Consider the following 18,387-nt stretch of genomic DNA (forward strand, 5'->3'; position numbering starts at 1 on the left):
AGGTCCAAAAGTCCCTAGGTTTACTCAGGCTTTGTTTGTTGCGTTGGCTATCGTTCTTCGATTATTGATCGAGCAAATGACGAATCATTTGTTGTTTACGACCAGAGCAAGGAAGCCGCTTGGAGGTGTCACCGAAGAAAATATGGTTTTCTCCGATTACTGAAATGTTCCGTACGTTGACGTAACAATCCGAAGATACGCGGAAAAAAGTCGCGGAATCCGTAATGAGGCGGTTTCTTTCATCGGCGGACATTCTCTTTTTGATGTTGTAATTCCGTCCGTGAAAGCTGATTAACCCATGTGCTCCGACTTTGAAGAACAACGTGTCTTGACGAGGCTCGAAGTCCTCGTACACATTTTTCCCCTGCAGCGCTACATTCATCGTTCCAATTCCCCCTTAGAATGATGTTGCTATGGTAGCGCTTTCAGTATAACATAAATTCCAGCTAATTGGGTAACATTCCTAAAAAAATTATAAAAAATCACAACAAAAATCAAAATGAAGCCTCGAATAGACAGGGGGAGGGAGATCCCAACCCTACGTTCCTTCGAGGCTTCTTCGCTTTATAGTCGGATCCGAATGACGTTCCAGGAAGCTTTGCTTAGCGTTGCGTTAATTTTGGAGCCTTCCGCGCGGGCATTGCCGTTCGCGTTCGGTTGAATACGGTTCGGCTGGCTGGCCGTATTCGTCGCTTTGAGATCCTCGTTCTCGAGTACGATATGCTCGATAATGCCGCAAGCGCCGCCGAAGCTGCGCAGATCGACTTCCAGCGGAAGAGCGTTCGTGAGGTCGCGGTTAACGGCGAATACCGTTACTTCTTTAGCATCCTCATTGTATACGGCAATCGACTCAAGGTAAGGAATATCGGTAATTTCCTTCGTATCGTATTTCGGAGACTGCACGAGCGGAACGAGCGCTTGACCGCGTCCGAACACGGAAGCGTGCATGTAAGGATAATAGATGGTTTGAGCCCAAGCCGGGCCACCGTTCTCCGTCATAATCGGAGCTATGACGTTGACGAGTTGGGCTAGGCAAGCCATTTTGACGCGATCCGAATTTTTCAACAGGGCGATGAGCAGGCATCCTACGACGAGGGCGTCTTCCATCGTGTAGACGTCTTCCAACTGTGGTGGCGCGATTTGCCAAGGCTCGATTTTTTTGTCCGCATTGTTGGAATGGAACCAGACGTTCCACTCGTCGAACGAGAGCTGCATCGTTTTTTTGCTTCTTTTCTTTGCTTTGATGTAATCGCAAGTCGCGACGACGCTGCGGATGAAATCTTCCATTTCGAGCGAACGTCCGAGGAAAGTCGCCGTATCATTGTCATGGTTACCGTAATAGGTGTGCAAAGAAAGGAATTCAACGTGATCGTACGTGTGGTCAAGAACGGTCGCCTCCCATTCCGGGTAGGTAGCCATTCCTTTGCCTGAGCTGCCGCAAGCGACCAACTCGATGGAAGGGTCGACCCACTTCATCACCTTCGCTGACTCTGCCGCGATTCTGCCGTATTCGACCGCCGTTTTGGCGCCGATCTGCCACGGACCGTCCATCTCGTTGCCTAAGCACCAGGTTTTGATCCCGTGAGGCTTCGCATAGCCATGGCTGATCCGCATGTCGCTCCAATAGGAGCCGGAGGAATGATTCGCGTATTCCACGATATTGCGAGCTTCATCGACCCCATGCGTGCCTAAATTAATGGCCCACATGACATCCGTTCCGGCGATTCGAGACCAATCCACGAACTCGTTTAATCCGAATTGATTCGGCTCGACCGTTCTCCAAGCAAGCTCAAGGCGGCTTGGGCGCTTATCTTTAGGGCCGATGCCGTCCTTCCAATCGTAACCCGAGACGAAGTTGCCTCCCGGGTAGCGAATGATCGGAACGCGAAGATCTTGAATGAGCGAGAGTACATCTTTACGGAATCCGCGCTCGTCTGACGCGGGGTGGCCGGGTTCGTAGATTCCTCCGTACACTGCGCGGCCTAAATGTTCGATAAAGGATCCGTAAATACGATCGTCAATGGAGGAGATAACGAAATCTTTGTCTACGATCATCGTAGCTTTCTGGGACATGAAAACCTCTCCTTGGAATAATATTATTATTAATCGATAAACAAATATAACTATCCTGAACATATTAAACAGGATAAGACCGCTTTTGGCAATAGTTTTTAAGGAATTCGATTTGATCTTTTAAGGATTTACAATTATATTAATTTAAGACGAAAATGGGGAGGTCCCCGATGATCAGAGCGAATACGGACCGTAAATGGCTGCCTCTGTACGAGGCGTTGGCGAGCGAAGTACGCCTTCGGATATTAGAATTATTGGCGGAGAAGCCGATGAATTTGAAAGAAATCGCCGAGCGGCTGGAGCTGAGCAGCGCGATTCTGACGATGCACGTGCGCAAGCTGGAGTTGGCGGGATTGATTCATACGAAGATGGTTCGCAAGGAAGGCGGCACGCACAAGATATGTTCCTTGGCGGAGTCGGGCGTAGAGATCGCTTTGCCGCAAGCCGGCGCGGTGGAGCGTCTGTACTATGAACAACAAATTCCTGTGGGACACTACACCTCGTTCGAGGTTTTCCCGACTTGCGGATTGGCGACGCGCGAGAAGTTGGTCGGCCAATATGACGACCCGCGGTATTTTCTCGATCCAGAAAGAGTGAATGCGGCCATCCTATGGTTTGGTAAGGGCTACGTGGAATATAAAGTGCCGAATTACTTGCTTCCGAGCCAAGAGCCGGAGGAATTGGAAATATCGTTCGAGATCGCTTCGGAAGCACCCGGAGCGAACGACCAATGGCCTTCCGACATTCGGTTCTATCTCAACGACGAGCGTTTAGGGCAGTGGACGAGTCCGGGCGATTTCGGCTCGCATACTCGCGGGCGCTTTACGCCGGAGTGGTGGAGGATCGAGGTCAACCAATACGGGTTATGGAAGGTGCTTCGCGTCAATCGGAGCGGAACCTACATGGACGGCCAGAAAATTTCGGAAACGACGCTCGAAGACTTGCGGCTGGATAAGCATTTCTGGACGCTGCGATTCGCGGTTGAAGACGATGCGCCCCACGTGGGCGGTTTAACTTTGTACGGATCGGGCTTCGGCAATTATAATCAAGATATTCAAATTCGCGTGTATTACAGCCAGAGGAGATAACGAACGATGATTAACCGTAAAATTACGCCTTCCGAGGGCGGCAAAAGATTGCACAGGTTTCTAAGAAACCTGATGCCCAACATTCCTCTGGGACAAATCTATAAGATGATCGATTCCGGCAAAGTGAAAGTGAACGGAAAGAGAAAAAATCAGAATTACGAGCTCGTTGCCGGCGACGAGATCGTTCTGTACGTCGAGGAATCCGCTTATCAAGAGGCGAGTATCGGACAGAAGAAAGCGAAGTACGTCGGAGTTAACGCGAATATTGACGTCTTATATGAAGATGCCGAGCTCTTGGTCGTCATTAAGCCGGTAGGCATGCTGACGCATCCCGATCAAGCGGACCAGAAGGACACGCTCGTTAACCGAGTGCACGCTTACTTGTACCGCAAGGGGGAGCTGGATAGTCCTTTGTTCATGCCGGCAACGGCTAACCGGTTGGATCGGAATACGAGCGGCATCGTGCTTGTCGGGAAAACGGCGGGAATGCTGCATCAATTAAACCAATGGATCCAGAAGCATGAGCTGCAAAAATACTACGTAACGATCGTAGAGGGCAGGCTTGCGGGAGAAGGAACCTTGTCAGGAGATTTGATCCGCGACGAGAAGAAAAATCGCACTCACGTCGTGGGAAGCCAGACGAACATCGCGAAGCATGGCGGCGTCGAGCAAGTGAAGTCGGCGGAAACGCGCTATCGGGTATTGCAAACCGGGGCTTCCTATTCATTCGTTGAAATCGAATTAATCAGCGGCCGGACGCATCAAATTCGTACCCATTTTCAGGATATCGGGCATTCCCTGCTCGGAGACATTAAGTACGGAGGGAAGAGATTCGGAGACGTGAACCATCAACTGCTGCATGCGTGGAGAATCGTCTTGCCTGACGGGCGGGAATTCAAAGCCCCTTTGCCGGCCCAAATGCGTACGGTAGCAGACCAAGTAGGGTTGAATCCGAACATTCAGTAGAAACGGATTCAGGGGAGCGGGGAAAGAGAATGGAAGTTTACACGGACGAGTTGGCCAAATGGTTTAGGCAGCATGCCGATCCGGAGAAGGCGCTGCCGATGGAAAGCTACATGCGGAATCGGTACCCATTCTTAGGGATCAAAACGCCGGAGCGCACGAGCCTGCTTAAGCAATTCTGGGCGAAGCACGGATTACCTGTTGGCAGGGAGTTGCTTGTCGTCGCGCAACAACTATGGCAATTGCCCGAGCGGGAATTTCAGAACGTGGGGATGGCTTTCCTCGAGAAATATGGCAAACAGGCGGAAAAGGATGATATTGACGCGTTCGAGAGCTTCGTGACGACGAAGTCTTGGTGGGATACGGTCGATTATTTGGCCGCCCAAACGTTGGGCGATCACCTAACGAAGTTTCCAGAACTGATCCCGAGCTATACGCAGCGGTGGATCGAATCGGACGACTTCTGGCTGCGCCGAACCGCGATCCTGTTTCAATTAAAATATAAGCGGCGGACGGACGTCGAGAGGCTATTCGATTATATATCGCGGTGCAAGGGCGAGGACGAGTTTTTCATTCGCAAGGCGATCGGTTGGGCGCTTCGGGAATATTCGAAAACCGATGAGGCAGCCGTGCGCGGATTCGTTGCGTCAGCTAGGTTGTCGGCGTTGAGCGAGAGAGAGGCTTTGAAGTACGTGAATCGTTTGAATTGACACAGCTTATTCACAGCATTTCGAGATGACCGTTGGTATGATAAAACTAATTTGGTCAGTCGGAGGTTATCGAATGTTAAAGACGCCGATCGGACGGTTGCGCGCAATTGGCACGGCTGAAGCGATTTCGTTCTTGGTACTGCTGTTGATCGCGATGCCGCTTAAGTATTGGGCCGATATTCCCGAGGCCGTGTTGATTGTAGGTATCGCTCACGGAGCTTTGTTCGCACTGTATTTGCTCGCGATTCTCAATGCGCTCGTCGCGCGTAAAATCTCGTTTCTAATGTCGGTGCTTGCTGTTATTGCCGCCTTTATTCCGTTAGGTCCTTTTTTCGTAGACCGTAAAATTCGTTAATCGCCAATTGTGCTAGCGACCCATTTCGTTGTTATTCGAAATGGGTCGTTTTGATTTGAAGGATTAATCCGGATAGGTATGGAATAGGTAGTTGAAGCTCCGACTATATTTGGAACAATCGAGGGATATCCATGATCGTCGACCATCTGTTTGATCGTTTTCCGGTTCTCGAATCGGATCATTTGTTGCTTAAGAAAGTGGAAGAGCATCATCTGGATGGACTATATGAGATTTACGACAATGAGCGGGTGTTCGAATATTGCGGCATCGTTCCGAAGCATAACAAGGAAACGGTCAGAAACATGATCGGACATTTCGAACGGGATTACAACAAGCGTTTCAAAGTAAAATGGGGGATTTTCCGTAAGCAGGAGAGCGATACTCTTGTCGGCATAATCGATACTTTCGACTGGAACCATCGCGTGGACATGGTGACTGTCGGATATTATTTGGCGGAAAGAGTCTGGGGACAAGGAATCGCGACCGAAGCGGTTGGGAGATTAATTAAGTATTTTTTCGAGGATATCGGCGTTAATCGCATTCAAGCCGAAGTGATGCCGGTTAACGGAAGCTCCAAGCGGGTGTTGCTCAAGAACGGATTTCTCTTGGAAGGGACGCTCAGGCAAGCCCAGAATTGGACGGGAAAAGGAATCGTGGATCTGGAGATTTACGGGTATTTACGAGAGGATTATATAACCGAATAACCAGTAAGAGAGCACGAAAAAAGCCGCAAGCCATGGACCTATCGGTCTGTGGCTTGCGGCTTTTTTTACAAGATCCGCTCGGGGCATTCTCTAGCTATAGAATAATTCAACGGAAAGAATAAGTCTATATTTTATTCGGCATATTCGATATATTTTTCATGCTGCTTCCGGAGGCAGAGGGTGAAAATGCGCATTTCATGAATTCGTTATAGGGAGAGTAACCGATGTTTAGAGAAGACCGAAAGGCAACATTTATTACTATTGGTCTTATCCTGGGAATCATTTTGTCTTCCTTGGATCAAACGATCGTATCGACAGCCATGCCCACCATCGTAAAGCAACTAGACGGACTGTCGTTGTATAGCTGGGCGTTCTCCGTTTACATGCTAGTCTCGACAACTGCGATGCCTGTCTACGGAAAGCTCGCGGATATTTTCGGAAGAAAGAAAGTTTATCTAATCGGTTTATCCCTATTCCTAGCCGGTTCGGTTTTGTGCGCAGCGGCGGCAAACATGGCGCAATTCATCGTTTTCAGGGGGATACAGGGTCTTGGTGCCGGAGCGTTAATGCCTATTGCTTTCACGATTGTCGGCGATGTGTATCCACCCGAGAAAAGGGGTAAATTCATGGGCTTGTTCGGAACCGTATTTGCCCTCTCCAGCATGGTCGGTCCTACCCTTGGTGGTGCAATAGCGGAGCATTGGGGGTGGGGGTGGATATTCCTCGTCAATATCCCGCTCGGGGCTGCTGCGTTTCTCTTGGTCTATGCCTCGCTTAAAGAGAGCAGAAGCGGCGGAAAACGTTCGATCGATTGGATTGGGGCTTTAACGTTCAGCGGAGCGATCGTCGCGGTTTTACTCGCCCTTATCTTGGTCGGAGATCATCAGGAAACGATAAACCGATATTCCTGGAACTCCTCAATTATCGTTACGCTACTCGGATTTGGAGCAACATTGTTGATCTTGTTCTTATGGGTTGAAAAGATAGCGAGAGATCCGTTCATTCCTCTTCGATTGTTTAGAATCCGTGTTATCGCATTCGGCAATATCGCGGGATTCTTCATGAGTGCTGCCATGTTCGGGGCGATCGTGTATATTCCCTTATTCGTTCAAGGCGTTATAGGAGTAAAGCCGACTCTCGCCGGTTTTATATTAACGCCTCTAATGTTATCCGTAGTCGTCACGACGACGCTCGGCGGACGTTTGCTTCATAAGGTGTCTTATCGGACTATCCTCGTTCCGAGCCTGATCTTAATGGGGGCAGGGTTTTATCTCCTCAGCCAAATGAACGTGGATACGAATGAATATGAAGCCGCAGCCATTATGGTCATTACGGGACTCGGCATGGGCGCGGTATATCCGACGCTTGGTACGGCTGCGCAAAGCGCGGTCGGTATCGCGGACCGAGGAATCGCTACTTCTTCGTCCCAATTTTTCCGTTCGATAGGGGGGACGATCGGGATTAGCGTATTGGGAAGCCTGTTGACGATGCGCATGGCATCGCTTTCAGTGAATCAGGCGGGAAGTTTCGTCGATCCAAAGGTTCTATTGGATGTGGAGACACGCGGCGCGCTGACGGGAAACGCCTTGTTCGATCTTCAATCACGATTCAGCGAATCATTGGGTAACGTGTTCGAGGTCTGTCTCTTCTTTATTGTTGTCGCTTTGTTTGCAAGCCTGTTGATGGGAGATGCCAGGCTAGCGGATCGGAAATCATAAATAGTGTAAAGGGAAATAGATGGTCCACCGGGCCATCTATTTGTCTTTCGTTCATATTCAGTTCATAATAACGTCATATTATCTTTTTTACATATGATAAATTTTGAAAGTATGAATTTATGACTCGGAGTTGATGCGAATGATCAAGCTTTTTCGGTATCTAAAGCCATATCGCTGGGCGGTTGCGGCGGTTATGGCGCTTATTCTTATGCAGTCACTCAGCGAGCTGTATTTGCCGACGTTGATGGCGGATATCATTAATGATGGCGTCGTCAAAGGGGATATTCCCTACATTTGGAAGATAGGCGGATTCATGCTGGCGGTTACGGCGGTAGGAACGTTGGTGTCTATTGCGGCAAGCTATCTCTCCTCCAAAATCGCTTCCGGTTTCGGAAGGGATGTACGCAGCAAGACGTTCCGGCACGTGGAAAATTTCTCGTTGCAGGAATTCGACAAGATCGGAACGGCGTCTCTCATTACCCGCACGACCAACGATATTACGCAAGTACAAACGGTCCTCATGATGATGATGCGATTAATGGTAGCCGCTCCGATGATGTGCATCGGGGGGCTGATCATGGCCATATCCAAGGACGCCCATCTGTCGCTCGTATTCGTTGGGGCGATTCCGATTCTTGCTTTAACGATTTTTATTATCGCGAGCAAAGGAATTCCCTATTTCAAAGTGATGCAGAAGAAGATCGACAAGCTGAATCTGGTGCTTCGCGAAGGGTTGACGGGAATGCGCGTCATTCGTTCGTTTAATCGCTTCGAGCATGAGACGAAACGTTTCAAGGAAGCTAACCAGGATTTGACGCAAACCGCGATCAAAGTAAACCAAATCATGGCGTTCATGATGCCGATGATGATGCTGATTTTGAACTTCTCTTCGATTGCGATCATCTGGTTCGGCGGCATTCGCGTAAGCGACGGCGATATGCAGGTCGGCGATTTAATGGCGTTCCTGCAATATGCGATGCAAATTATGTTCTCGCTTCTGATGGTGTCGATGATGTTCGTCATGGTTCCGCGTGCCTCGGCTTCCGCGGTTCGTATTAACGAAGTGTTGAACACGGAGCCCGTTATCGTAGGCACAAACGGGGAAGTGACAACGCTAGAAGAAGATGACGATTCGGAATACCAGACGCGCTCCCCGCAAGGGCTTGTGGAGTTCGAGAATGTGACGTTCCGTTACCCGGGGGCAGAGAGCCCGGCGATTTCCGGGATCTCTTTTGAAGCGAGGCCGGGCGAGGTGACGGCGATTATCGGGGGAACGGGCTCCGGGAAATCAACGTTAATCAGCCTGATTCCAAGGTTCTATGACATCGAGGATGGTGCCGTTCGCATTGACGGCGCGGATGTGCGGGACTTATCGCTTGACGAGCTCCGTTCGAAGATCGGGCTAGTTCCGCAAAAGGCGTTGTTGTTCACGGGAACGGTATCCGATAATATCCGCTACGGGAAAACGGATGCTACCGACGAGGAAGTGAGTCACGCGGCGGATACCGCGCAAGCGAGCGATTTCATCGAAGGCATGCCGGAAGGCTATTCGGCTCTTATCTCGCAAGGCGGAGCGAATCTATCCGGCGGGCAGAAACAGCGGTTGTCCATCGCTCGCGCCCTCGTGCGGAAACCGCAAATTTATTTGTTCGACGATAGCTTCTCCGCGCTCGATTTCAAGACCGATGCTAAGCTAAGGGCAGCGCTGAAAGGCGAGACGACGGAAGCGACCGTCATTATCGTCGCGCAGCGGGTGAGCACGGTTATGGACGCAAATCGTATTATCGTGCTGGATGAAGGCCGGATCGTCGGAATCGGCAATCATCGGGAATTAATGGAAGGCAGCAGCGTCTATCGCGAGATCGTATCTTCGCAACTGTCCGAGGAGGAGATCGCATGAGTCAACATAGCGCAAATCAAGGCAGGGCAGGTCAAGGCCCGGCTCCGGGAGGACCCGGCAGAGGCCCGATGGGTCCGGGCATGGGCGGAATGGGCGGCATGATGCCGGTGCAGAAAGCAAAAAATTTCAAAGTCACGCTTCGCAGGCTGATGGGCTATTTGCGACCGCAACGGTTCAAGTTGTTGGCCGTGCTCGTCACCGCAATCCTAAGCACGGCGTTCGCGATTTACAGTCCTAAGGTGCTCGGAGAAGCGACAACCAAGCTATTCGCAGGCATGATGGGCAAGCTGAACGGCGACCCGAACGCTCATTTCGATTTGGCGGGCATTTGGCAGATCGTCGTTTTCCTGGCAGGGTTATATGTGGTGAGCTCCATCTTCAGTTATATCCAACAGTTTTTAATGGCGGGAGTCGCTCAGAAAACGGTATACGGCTTGCGTAACGAAGTGAACGCCAAGCTAGGCAAGCTTCCGCTTAAATATTTCGATAGCCGGGCGCATGGAGAAATTCTGAGCCGCGCCGTCAACGACGTGGACAATATCAGCAACACGCTGCAGCAAAGCTTGACGCAGTTAATCACATCGCTAATCACGATCATTGGCGTAATCATCATGATGCTAACGATCAGTCCTTGGCTGACGCTGATTTTGCTGCTTACGCTTCCGCTCTCCATGATCGTGATCAGAGGGGCGGCGAGCCGGTCCCAGAAGTACTTCAAAACGCAGCAAATGGAACTTGGGCAATTAAACGGTCACGTCGAGGAGATGTTCTCGGGACATAAGATCGTCAAAGCGTTCGGGCAAGAAGAGAAGTCCGTTGCCAAGTTCGACGAGATCAACGAGCGCTTATACGAATCGGGAAGGAAAGCGCAGTTCGTCTCCGGCAACATTATGCCTCTGATGAACATGGTCAGCAACATCGGCTACGTCTTCATCAGCGTCGTCGGAGGGATCATGGTGGCTAGGGGCTCGATTTCCATCGGGAACATTCAGGCTTTCATCCAATATGCGAGACAATTCTCGATGCCGCTCGTGCAGACGGCGAATATCGCGAACATCATTCAGTCGACGATCGCTTCGGCGGAGCGCGTATTCGAATTGTTGGACGAAGAGGAAGAAGTTCCTGAAGCAGCTGAAGGGAAAGACGTGAAGCTAGCTACTCCGCAAGGTAACGTTGCGATGAATGGCGTGAAATTCGGCTACAATCCGGATACGATTCTGATCGAGAATATGGACATCGACGTTCGTAGCGGACAGACGGTGGCCATCGTAGGGCCGACTGGCGCCGGTAAAACAACACTGGTGAACCTGCTTATGAGGTTCTATGAAGTGAACGAAGGTAACATTACGATCGACGGTGCGGATATCACCAAGATGAAACGCGGTAATCTTCGCAGTTTGTTCGGAATGGTGCTCCAGGATACGTGGCTGTTCAACGGGACGATTCGCGACAATATCGCTTATGGCCGCGAAGGGGCTAAGGAAGAGGATATTGTGGAAGCGGCGGTTGCCGCTCATGCGGATCACTTCATTCGTACCTTGCCGGAAGGCTATGATACGGTGTTAAATGAAGAGGCGTCCAACTTATCGCAAGGACAAAAGCAACTGTTGACGATTGCCCGTGCGATCTTGGCGGACCCGGCCATTCTTATTCTGGACGAAGCGACGAGCAGCGTAGATACGCGTACGGAAGTGTATATCCAGAAAGCGATGCATGAACTGATGCAGGGCAGAACGAGCTTCGTGATCGCTCACCGCCTTTCGACGATCCGCGATGCCGATTTGATTCTGGTCATGAATCAAGGCAGTATTATCGAGAAAGGCACGCATAACGAGTTGCTCGCGCAAGGCGGTTTCTATGCGGATCTGTACAATAGTCAATTCGTAGGCGGAAGCCTTCAACAAAGCGCGGGATGAGCAAGCGTTCAGCAGACGAGAGGATAGATGAAGACGATGGCTAGCTTAGAGGAAATCATACAAGGCAGACGCAGTATCGGGAAGGTCAAGGATGATCCTGTTCCGCGGGAATTAATCGAGAAGCTTCTCGAAGCGGCGACTTGGGCGCCGAGCCACCATGCAACGGAGCCGTGGAAATTCGTCGTCATGACGGGGGGAGGCAGACGGGTATTGGGGCAAGCTTACGCCGACATTGCGGAGGAGACGCTGCAGGATTTAGCCGAAGAGGAGCGCTTGCAGCGATTGGAGAAGGAAATTGCTAAGGCGTTCAGGGCACCGGTCGTCATCGCCGTAGCCTGCGCGCCATCCGACGCGCCGCGGGTCAATCCGGCGGAGGAGCTTGCCGCTGCGCAAGTTGCCGTGCAGAATCTTTTGCTTATGGCGCATGATTGCGGTCTTGGCGCAGTGTGGCGCACGGGCGATCCGGCCTATCATCCGAAGATGAAGGCAGCGCTAGGGTTTACCGGGAACGAGCAAGTCGTCGGGCTCGTCTACGTCGGATACCCCGACATGAAGCCGCTAACTGGCAAGAGAGTGCCCGCAGCAGATAAAACCGTCTGGCTGGAAGGTTAATATTTATAATACTCGAAAGAGCCGATTCCCACGTTATTCCGTGGGGATCGGCTCTTTGTTCGTTTAGTAGAGTTCCCAAGACGCTCGCACACATGCGGCACCTCAAGTCGCTGTAAGACCGGAAACCGTTCGTGCAGATCCCCACGCTGCACCTCAAGTCACTGTAAGACCGGAAACCGGTCTTGCAGTGTCCCACGTGGTACCTCAAGTTAATGTAAGAACGGAAACTGGTCTTACATCGCCCCACGCCGCACCTCAAGTCACTGTAAGACCGAAAACCGGTCTTACATCGCTCCACGCCGCACCTCATATCACTGTAAGACCGGAAACCGGTCTTACAGATCCCGACTCGGCACCTCAAGTCGCTGTAAGACCGGAAACCGGTCTTGCAAATCCCAACTCGGCACCCAACGTTGCTGTAAGACCGGAAACCGGTCTAGCAGCACCCAGCGCGGCACCTCAAGTCAATGTAAGACCGGAACTAAAGGATGTTTTCCACCGCCGATACCGAGCGACGGACGATCATATCTGCTGGGAGAACGACTTTTTTCCACGGGAGTCCGGTTTCCCCGCGTTCTTGTATCCGTTCCACGAGTAACTGCATGCCGAGATACCCGAATTGGTAAGCCTGCTGGGCGATGACCGTCAAGAACGGGTCTATCTCGGAGTATGGGCCCAGATCGTCGAAGCAGACAACCGACATTTGCTCGGGTACTCTGATTCCGCGATCGTGAAGCGTCCGTATGACCTCTACCGCAAGCACGTTGTTTCCCGCGACGATCGCCGTCGGCAAAGGAGACATCCGCTCCAACCAGCTTTCGATCTCGGACAAGTCGCTTCGCGGCTCGAAAGCGGTCTCGAGTACATAGCTCTCGTCGTAAGCGAGATCGTTGAGCTTTAACGCTTCCCGATAACCTTCCAACCTCAAACGGGCGCTGGAAATGTACGGAGAGCCGTTAATCAAGGCGATACGCCGGTGTCCCTGAGAGGATAGGTGATCTACCAGCTTGCGGGCGCCTTCTTTGCTGTCTCCGAGCACGACGTCGCTATCCAGCCCGGGTACTTCGCGATCGAGCAGCACGAACGGGACTTGATGCTTGCGCAAAGTCTCCAGATGAGGCAACGAAGGATCGCCGGCAGGCGCGACCAACACGCCATCCGCTCTCGTCGCAAGTATTGTATCTACGTAATCTTTTTCCTTCTCTACGTTTTCGTCCGAGTTTCCGAACAGCAGGCGATAGCCGTATTTTTTGGCGGCATCCTCCGCGCCTCGGGCCAAAGTGGTATAGAAAGGGTTAGTAATGTCGGTAATAAGCAAAAATAGCAGGTTCGTTTGCTGTAACACCAGGCTCCGTGCCATATGGTTAGGAACGTAGTTCAGATCCTCCATCACCCGGCGAACTTTCGCTCTCGTCTTCTCGCTGATTTTGCCAGTGTTATTGATAACTCTGGAAACGGTCATCGCAGAGACGCCAGCTTTGGCCGCAATATCGTAAATTGTAACCATGGGTAAAGCTCCTTGTTGTCAGGATGTTGTTTTTATCTTACCGAATTAAACAATTGACAGCAAGCGTTTACCCTGATAATTTAAGGTTATCGGTAACATTATTTCATCCATATGGAGGTACTAACATGGCAGATCAACATTTTAGATGGAATGGCGGGTTTCCAAAAATCGGAATTCGTCCAACAATTGACGGAAGACGCAAAGGCGTTCGCGAGTCTTTAGAAGATCAAACGATGAACATGGCGAAAGGCGTTGCTAAGCTAATATCGGACAACTTGCGTTATCCGGACGGTTCGCCTGTACAAGTCGTCATTGCCGACTCGACGATCGGCGGCGTTGCGGAATCCGCGGCAGCGGCTAGCAAATTCGCCCGCGAGAATGTCGGGGTATCGATAACGGTTACTCCTTGCTGGTGCTACGGTACCGAGACGATGGATATGGATCCATCGATTCCGAAAGCGGTATGGGGATTCAATGGTACGGAGCGTCCAGGCGCGGTGTATCTAGCTGCGGTTCTATCCGCTTACGCGCAGAAAGGCCTTCCGGCGTTCGGCATTTACGGCCATGACGTTCAGGATGCAGGATCGACGGAAGTGCCGGAAGACGTGAAAAGCAAATTGCTCGGATTCGCGAGAGCGGGACTAGCGGTTTCCCTGATGAAAGGCAAATCCTACTTGTCGATGGGTTCCGTATCGATGGGAATCGCCGGCTCGATCGTGAACGACAGTTTCTTCCAAGAATACTTGGGCTTGCGCACGGAATATATCGATATGAGCGAATTCGTTCGTCGCATAGAAGAGAAAATCTACGATCCCGCGGAATACGAGAAAGCGCTTGCGTGGGTCAAAGTAAATTGCATCGAAGGTCCGGACAACAATCCGCCGCAGCTTCGGACGTCCCGCGAGCAGAAGGACAAGGATTGGGAGACAGTCGTCAAAATGACGATCATCGCTCGCGACTTGATGATCGGCAACCCTCGCTTGGCCGAGCTTGATTTCGGCGAAGAAGCGCAAGGACACAACGCGATCGTGTCCGGTTTCCAAGGGCAACGCCAGTGGACCGACCATTTCCCGAACGGCGACTTCATGGAGACGATCCTCAATTCCTCGTTCGACTGGAACGGAATACGCGCCCCTTACATGGTAGCTACGGAAAATGATAGCTTGAACGGCGCGGTTATGCTATTTGGCAGCTTGCTTACGAATACGGCGCAAATCTTCGCGGACGTACGGACGTATTGGAGCCCGGAAGCGGTTGAACGCGTTACGGGACATAAGCTGACCGGCGCTGCAGAGAACGGAATTTTGCACTTGATCAATTCCGGCTCGGCGACAATGGATGGTACTGGGGAGCAAACGAAAGACGGCAAACCGGCGATGAAGCCGTTCTGGGAAATTTCCGCCGAGGAAGCGCAGAAGTGTCTCGATGCGACCTCTTGGCGCCCGGCTTCGGTAGAATATTTCCGTGGGGGCGGTTATTCCTCCGACTTCTTGACTCGCGGCGGAATGCCGATGACGATGTCCCGTTTGAATCTGGTCAAAGGAATCGGACCGGTATTGCAAATCGCGGAAGGGTATTCCGTAGATCTGCCATCTGACGTTCACGATACGCTCGACAAACGGACGGATTCCACTTGGCCGACGACTTGGTTTGCTCCGATCATTACGGGCAAAGGCCCGTTCGGCAGCGTTTACGACGTCATGGACAACTGGGGCGCAAACCACGGATCGATCAGCTACGGCCATATCGGCGCGGACTTGATCACGCTCGCTTCGATGCTGCGCATTCCGGTTAGCATGCACAACGTGCCGGAAGAGAAGATCTTCCGTCCACGCGTTTGGGGTCTGTTCGGAACAGACAACGCGGAGAGCGCCGATTATCGTGCTTGCAACAACTTCGGACCACTATACAAATAATTAAGCCGACGACGCTGCCGCCTGTTTCTCTTAAGAGGCAGGCGGCGGTTGTCTGTCCACAGAATGGAGCGAACTTATTCATGAGCAGCCAAGATATTCGTCTTGAACTGTGCAAATACGCGCAGAAAACCGTTTCCAATAAACTAGTCGTAGGACCTGGGGGCAATCTCAGCGCGCGTTACGAGGGGAAAATGTATCTTTCTCCGAGCGGCTTCGCTTTGGATGAAATTCAGCCGGAGCAATGGGTGGAAGTAGACATTGAGACGGGGCACATTACCGATATCGGTCTTCGTCCGTCCTCCGAAGTTCTAATGCATTTATATGCTTACCGCCAGAACCCGAACATCGGAGCGATGGTTCACACGCACCCGCCGTATTGCATCGCTTTCACGCTAGTCGAGAAGGATTTGCCGATTATGTTCCCGGACCAAGCGGCTCTCGTAGGCAAAACCGTTTACGTAGATTACGTGCTGCCGACAACCGATAAGCTAGCCGACGCCGTCGTCGAGAAAATCGAGCATTCCTCGATCCTGCTGGGTAATCACGGCTTGGTGACGACCGGACGTAACCTGCGTGAAGCCTATTATCGTACGGAAGTCGTCGAGGAAAGCGCGAAAATATTCCTGATCGCCAAAGCGATCAAGGAGCCGAAAGTATTAACGAAAGAAGAGTTCGAGGAAATTGCTTCCTTGGAAAGCGAAGCGTATCGCATCGAATTGCTTCAGAAAATGAAATAAAAGCTCTCGTTCCGAAGAAGGGAGGGAATTACGATGACGAGGACAACGGATTCGACGGTACTGGCGTTCGACATGGGCGCGAGCAGCGGCCGGGCGTTGATCGGACAACTGACGTCCGGTTCCGAGGGTCAGCGAAAGCTGGAAGTAACGGAAATCCATCGCTTTCCCAACCATGCGATCCATGTCGGCAATCATTTGCATTGGGACATTCTGAGGTTGCTGCATGAGATGAAAAAAGGGATTCGATTGGCTTTCAAAGGCGGTTATGAGCCTTCTACGTTCGGCATCGATACGTGGGGCGTCGATTTCGGTTTGTTGGATGCCAACGGAGAACTATTAGGCAACCCTTATCACTATCGCGATTCCCACACGGAAGGCTTGATCGAGGAAGTAAACGGCTTAGTCGGACAAGAGGTTTTGTTCCGGCAAAGCGGTCTGCAATTCATGCCTTTTAATACGCTCTATCAGTTATACGCCATGAAGAAAGCGGCATCTCCGAAGCTGGATATCGCGCGCACGTTACTGCTCACTCCGGATTTATTGGCTTATTTACTAACGGGCGTAAAATCATGCGAGTTCACGATGGCAACGACGACGCAGCTATTCGACCCGGGGACGCAAGCGTGGAATACGGAGCTTATGGATAAGCTAGGGATTCCATCGCGGCTGTTCCTGGAACCCGTTCATCCGGGAACGGTCATCGGGCCGCTAACTGCCGAGGTCATGTCGGAGCTGGATGTTCCTGCCATGCAAGCGGTATCCGTCGGGACGCACGATACGGAGTCCGCAATCGCAGCCGTACCGGCGGGCGATGATCCGTTCGCCTTCCTCGTATGCGGGACATGGTCTCTGCTAGGAACGGAGATGTTACAGCCTCTGCTTAGCAAAGAGACGATGGAGCTGGAGTTTTCCAACGAAGGTGGCGTGGGCGGAACCTACCAATTGCTCAAAAACATTATGGGCTTATGGCTGCTTCAAGAATGCAAGCGGGAATGGGATGAGAAGGGAAATGAGATCAGTTTTCCCGAACTGGTTCGCATGGCCGAACAAGCAACCCCATTCCGCAGCCTTATTCACCCGGACGATCCGAGATTTTTCTCGCCGGGCGGTATGGCGGATAAAATCCGAGAATTTTGCGAAGAGACCGGTCAACCTATTCCGCAGTCGGAAGGCGAGATAGCACGTTGTATTCTGGAGAGCCTCGCGCTTCGTTACCGACAAGCTTTAGAGCAGGCCGAGACACTGACGGATATCCGTTACGGAGGCCTTCATATGGTCGGCGGAGGCATCCAGAACAAGCTGTTATGCCAATTCACCGCGAACGCGTTAGGAAGGCCGGTTTGGGCAGGTCCAATCGAAGCGAGCGCGATCGGCAACATGCTGATGCAGCTTGTCGCGCTCGGTCAATGCAAGGATTTGCGGGAAGCTCGTCAGCTCGTTGCGGCGTCGTTCCCTATCGATGTCTATGAGCATACCGTGAATGCGGATTGGGCTGCCGCCTATGAAACTTTCATCGGCTTCGGTCGGGTATGATAAGGAGGAGGAACGTTTTATGTTAATCGGTATTTCAAGTTTGATTTCTCCTGAACTGCTGAAGGTGCTCATGGAGATGGGACATAGCGACGAAATCGTGCTCGCCGACGGCAATTTCCCGGGAGCCAGCCATGCGCAGCGCTTGATCCGCGCCGATGGACACGGAATACCGGAACTACTGGACGCCATTCTGCGATTGTTCCCGTTAGACCCGTACGTCGACAAGCCTGCCTCTTTAATGCAGGTCGTGCCGGGAGATACCGTGCAAACGCCAATATGGCAAACGTACGGCGAGATTATCGAGGCGCGGACCGGTTTCTCGGCACCGTTCGAGGAAGTGGAACGCTTCGCTTTCTACGAACGGGCTAAAAAAGCTTACGCCGTCATCGCGACCGGGGAAAGCGCATTGTACGCAAACCTGATTTTGAAAAAGGGCGTTATTTCGGAGTAGTTCGTTTGGACCTCGCTCGCAACGAATAGATGGATTTGTACGGTTATTTAGCCACTCCGAGAGCGGGAATTGAATAATAAAGGGAAAAGTACAGTTATTTCGAACGAGTGGGCCTCAATCCGCTTTGAATCGAGTAAATAACTGTATTTTTCCTTTTATTCGTTTATGGGGATGATAAAGGCGCAAAACAACTGTATAATTCCA

Annotated in this window: 16 protein-coding genes; 13 read left to right on the forward strand and 3 right to left on the reverse strand. The window is 51.5% G+C overall.

The features are described 5' to 3' along the window. Positions 1–61 precede the first annotated feature (61 nt). Positions 62–382, reverse strand: a complete 321-nt coding sequence (locus L3D05_RS00630; RefSeq protein WP_239613668.1) for a hypothetical protein — start codon at positions 380–382, stop codon at positions 62–64. A gap of 182 nt (positions 383–564) precedes the next feature. After that, positions 565–2,073, reverse strand: coding sequence for an arabinosylfuranosidase ArfA (gene arfA / locus L3D05_RS00635; RefSeq protein ID WP_239613669.1), 1,509 nt, complete (start codon positions 2,071–2,073; stop codon positions 565–567). Between the two features lie 170 nt (positions 2,074–2,243). Here arfA and L3D05_RS00640 point away from each other — a divergent pair, with 170 nt between their 5' ends. From L3D05_RS00640 to L3D05_RS00680, 9 genes are all read left to right on the forward strand, one after another. Further along, positions 2,244–3,161 carry an ArsR/SmtB family transcription factor gene (locus L3D05_RS00640; protein WP_239613671.1) on the forward strand — a complete coding sequence of 306 codons (918 nt, stop codon included), beginning with the start codon at positions 2,244–2,246 and terminating at the stop codon, positions 3,159–3,161. A gap of 6 nt (positions 3,162–3,167) precedes the next feature. Next, entirely contained in the window at positions 3,168–4,127 is a 960-nt protein-coding gene (locus L3D05_RS00645) for an RluA family pseudouridine synthase (RefSeq protein WP_239613673.1), read from the forward strand. A 29-nt stretch (positions 4,128–4,156) separates the two neighbouring features. Continuing rightward, positions 4,157–4,834, forward strand: a complete 678-nt coding sequence (locus L3D05_RS00650; RefSeq protein ID WP_239613675.1) for a DNA alkylation repair protein — start codon at positions 4,157–4,159, stop codon at positions 4,832–4,834. 73 nt (positions 4,835–4,907) lie between these two features. Then, on the forward strand, positions 4,908–5,189 hold the full coding sequence (locus L3D05_RS00655) for a DUF3817 domain-containing protein (RefSeq protein WP_239613677.1): 282 nt from the start codon (positions 4,908–4,910) through the stop codon (positions 5,187–5,189). A gap of 131 nt (positions 5,190–5,320) precedes the next feature. Then, positions 5,321–5,893 carry a GNAT family N-acetyltransferase gene (locus L3D05_RS00660; protein WP_239613679.1) on the forward strand — a complete coding sequence of 191 codons (573 nt, stop codon included), beginning with the start codon at positions 5,321–5,323 and terminating at the stop codon, positions 5,891–5,893. Between the two features lie 224 nt (positions 5,894–6,117). After that, positions 6,118–7,611, forward strand: a complete 1,494-nt coding sequence (locus L3D05_RS00665) for an MDR family MFS transporter (RefSeq protein WP_239613681.1) — start codon at positions 6,118–6,120, stop codon at positions 7,609–7,611. 139 nt (positions 7,612–7,750) lie between these two features. Then, positions 7,751–9,511: an ABC transporter ATP-binding protein gene (locus tag L3D05_RS00670; RefSeq protein WP_239613683.1), complete on the forward strand. Its 1,761-nt coding sequence runs from the start codon at positions 7,751–7,753 to the stop codon at positions 9,509–9,511. Then, complete coding sequence (locus L3D05_RS00675; protein ID WP_239613685.1) at positions 9,508–11,427, forward strand: ABC transporter ATP-binding protein; 1,920 nt, start codon at positions 9,508–9,510, stop codon at positions 11,425–11,427. Before L3D05_RS00670 ends, L3D05_RS00675 begins: the two co-directional genes overlap by 4 nt. 27 nt (positions 11,428–11,454) lie before the next feature. Continuing rightward, entirely contained in the window at positions 11,455–12,039 is a 585-nt protein-coding gene (locus L3D05_RS00680; protein ID WP_239613687.1) for a nitroreductase family protein, read from the forward strand. A gap of 481 nt (positions 12,040–12,520) precedes the next feature. On the opposite strand, the gene L3D05_RS00685 is transcribed toward L3D05_RS00680, so the two are convergent. After that, positions 12,521–13,546, reverse strand: a complete 1,026-nt coding sequence (locus L3D05_RS00685; protein WP_239613689.1) for a LacI family DNA-binding transcriptional regulator — start codon at positions 13,544–13,546, stop codon at positions 12,521–12,523. Between the two features lie 125 nt (positions 13,547–13,671). Here L3D05_RS00685 and L3D05_RS00690 point away from each other — a divergent pair, with 125 nt between their 5' ends. From L3D05_RS00690 to L3D05_RS00705, 4 genes are all read left to right on the forward strand, one after another. Continuing rightward, positions 13,672–15,462, forward strand: a complete 1,791-nt coding sequence (locus tag L3D05_RS00690; protein WP_239613690.1) for an L-fucose isomerase — start codon at positions 13,672–13,674, stop codon at positions 15,460–15,462. An 80-nt stretch (positions 15,463–15,542) separates the two neighbouring features. Then, positions 15,543–16,199, forward strand: coding sequence for a class II aldolase/adducin family protein (locus L3D05_RS00695; protein ID WP_239613692.1), 657 nt, complete (start codon positions 15,543–15,545; stop codon positions 16,197–16,199). A 33-nt stretch (positions 16,200–16,232) separates the two neighbouring features. Further along, positions 16,233–17,732, forward strand: coding sequence for a rhamnulokinase (locus L3D05_RS00700; RefSeq protein WP_239613694.1), 1,500 nt, complete (start codon positions 16,233–16,235; stop codon positions 17,730–17,732). A 19-nt stretch (positions 17,733–17,751) separates the two neighbouring features. Then, entirely contained in the window at positions 17,752–18,183 is a 432-nt protein-coding gene (locus tag L3D05_RS00705) for an RbsD/FucU family protein (protein ID WP_239613696.1), read from the forward strand. The last annotated feature ends 204 nt before the right edge of the window (positions 18,184–18,387 follow it).

This window comes from Cohnella mopanensis, assembly GCF_022352055.1.
Classification (GTDB): Bacteria; Bacillota; Bacilli; order Paenibacillales; family Paenibacillaceae; genus Cohnella; species Cohnella mopanensis.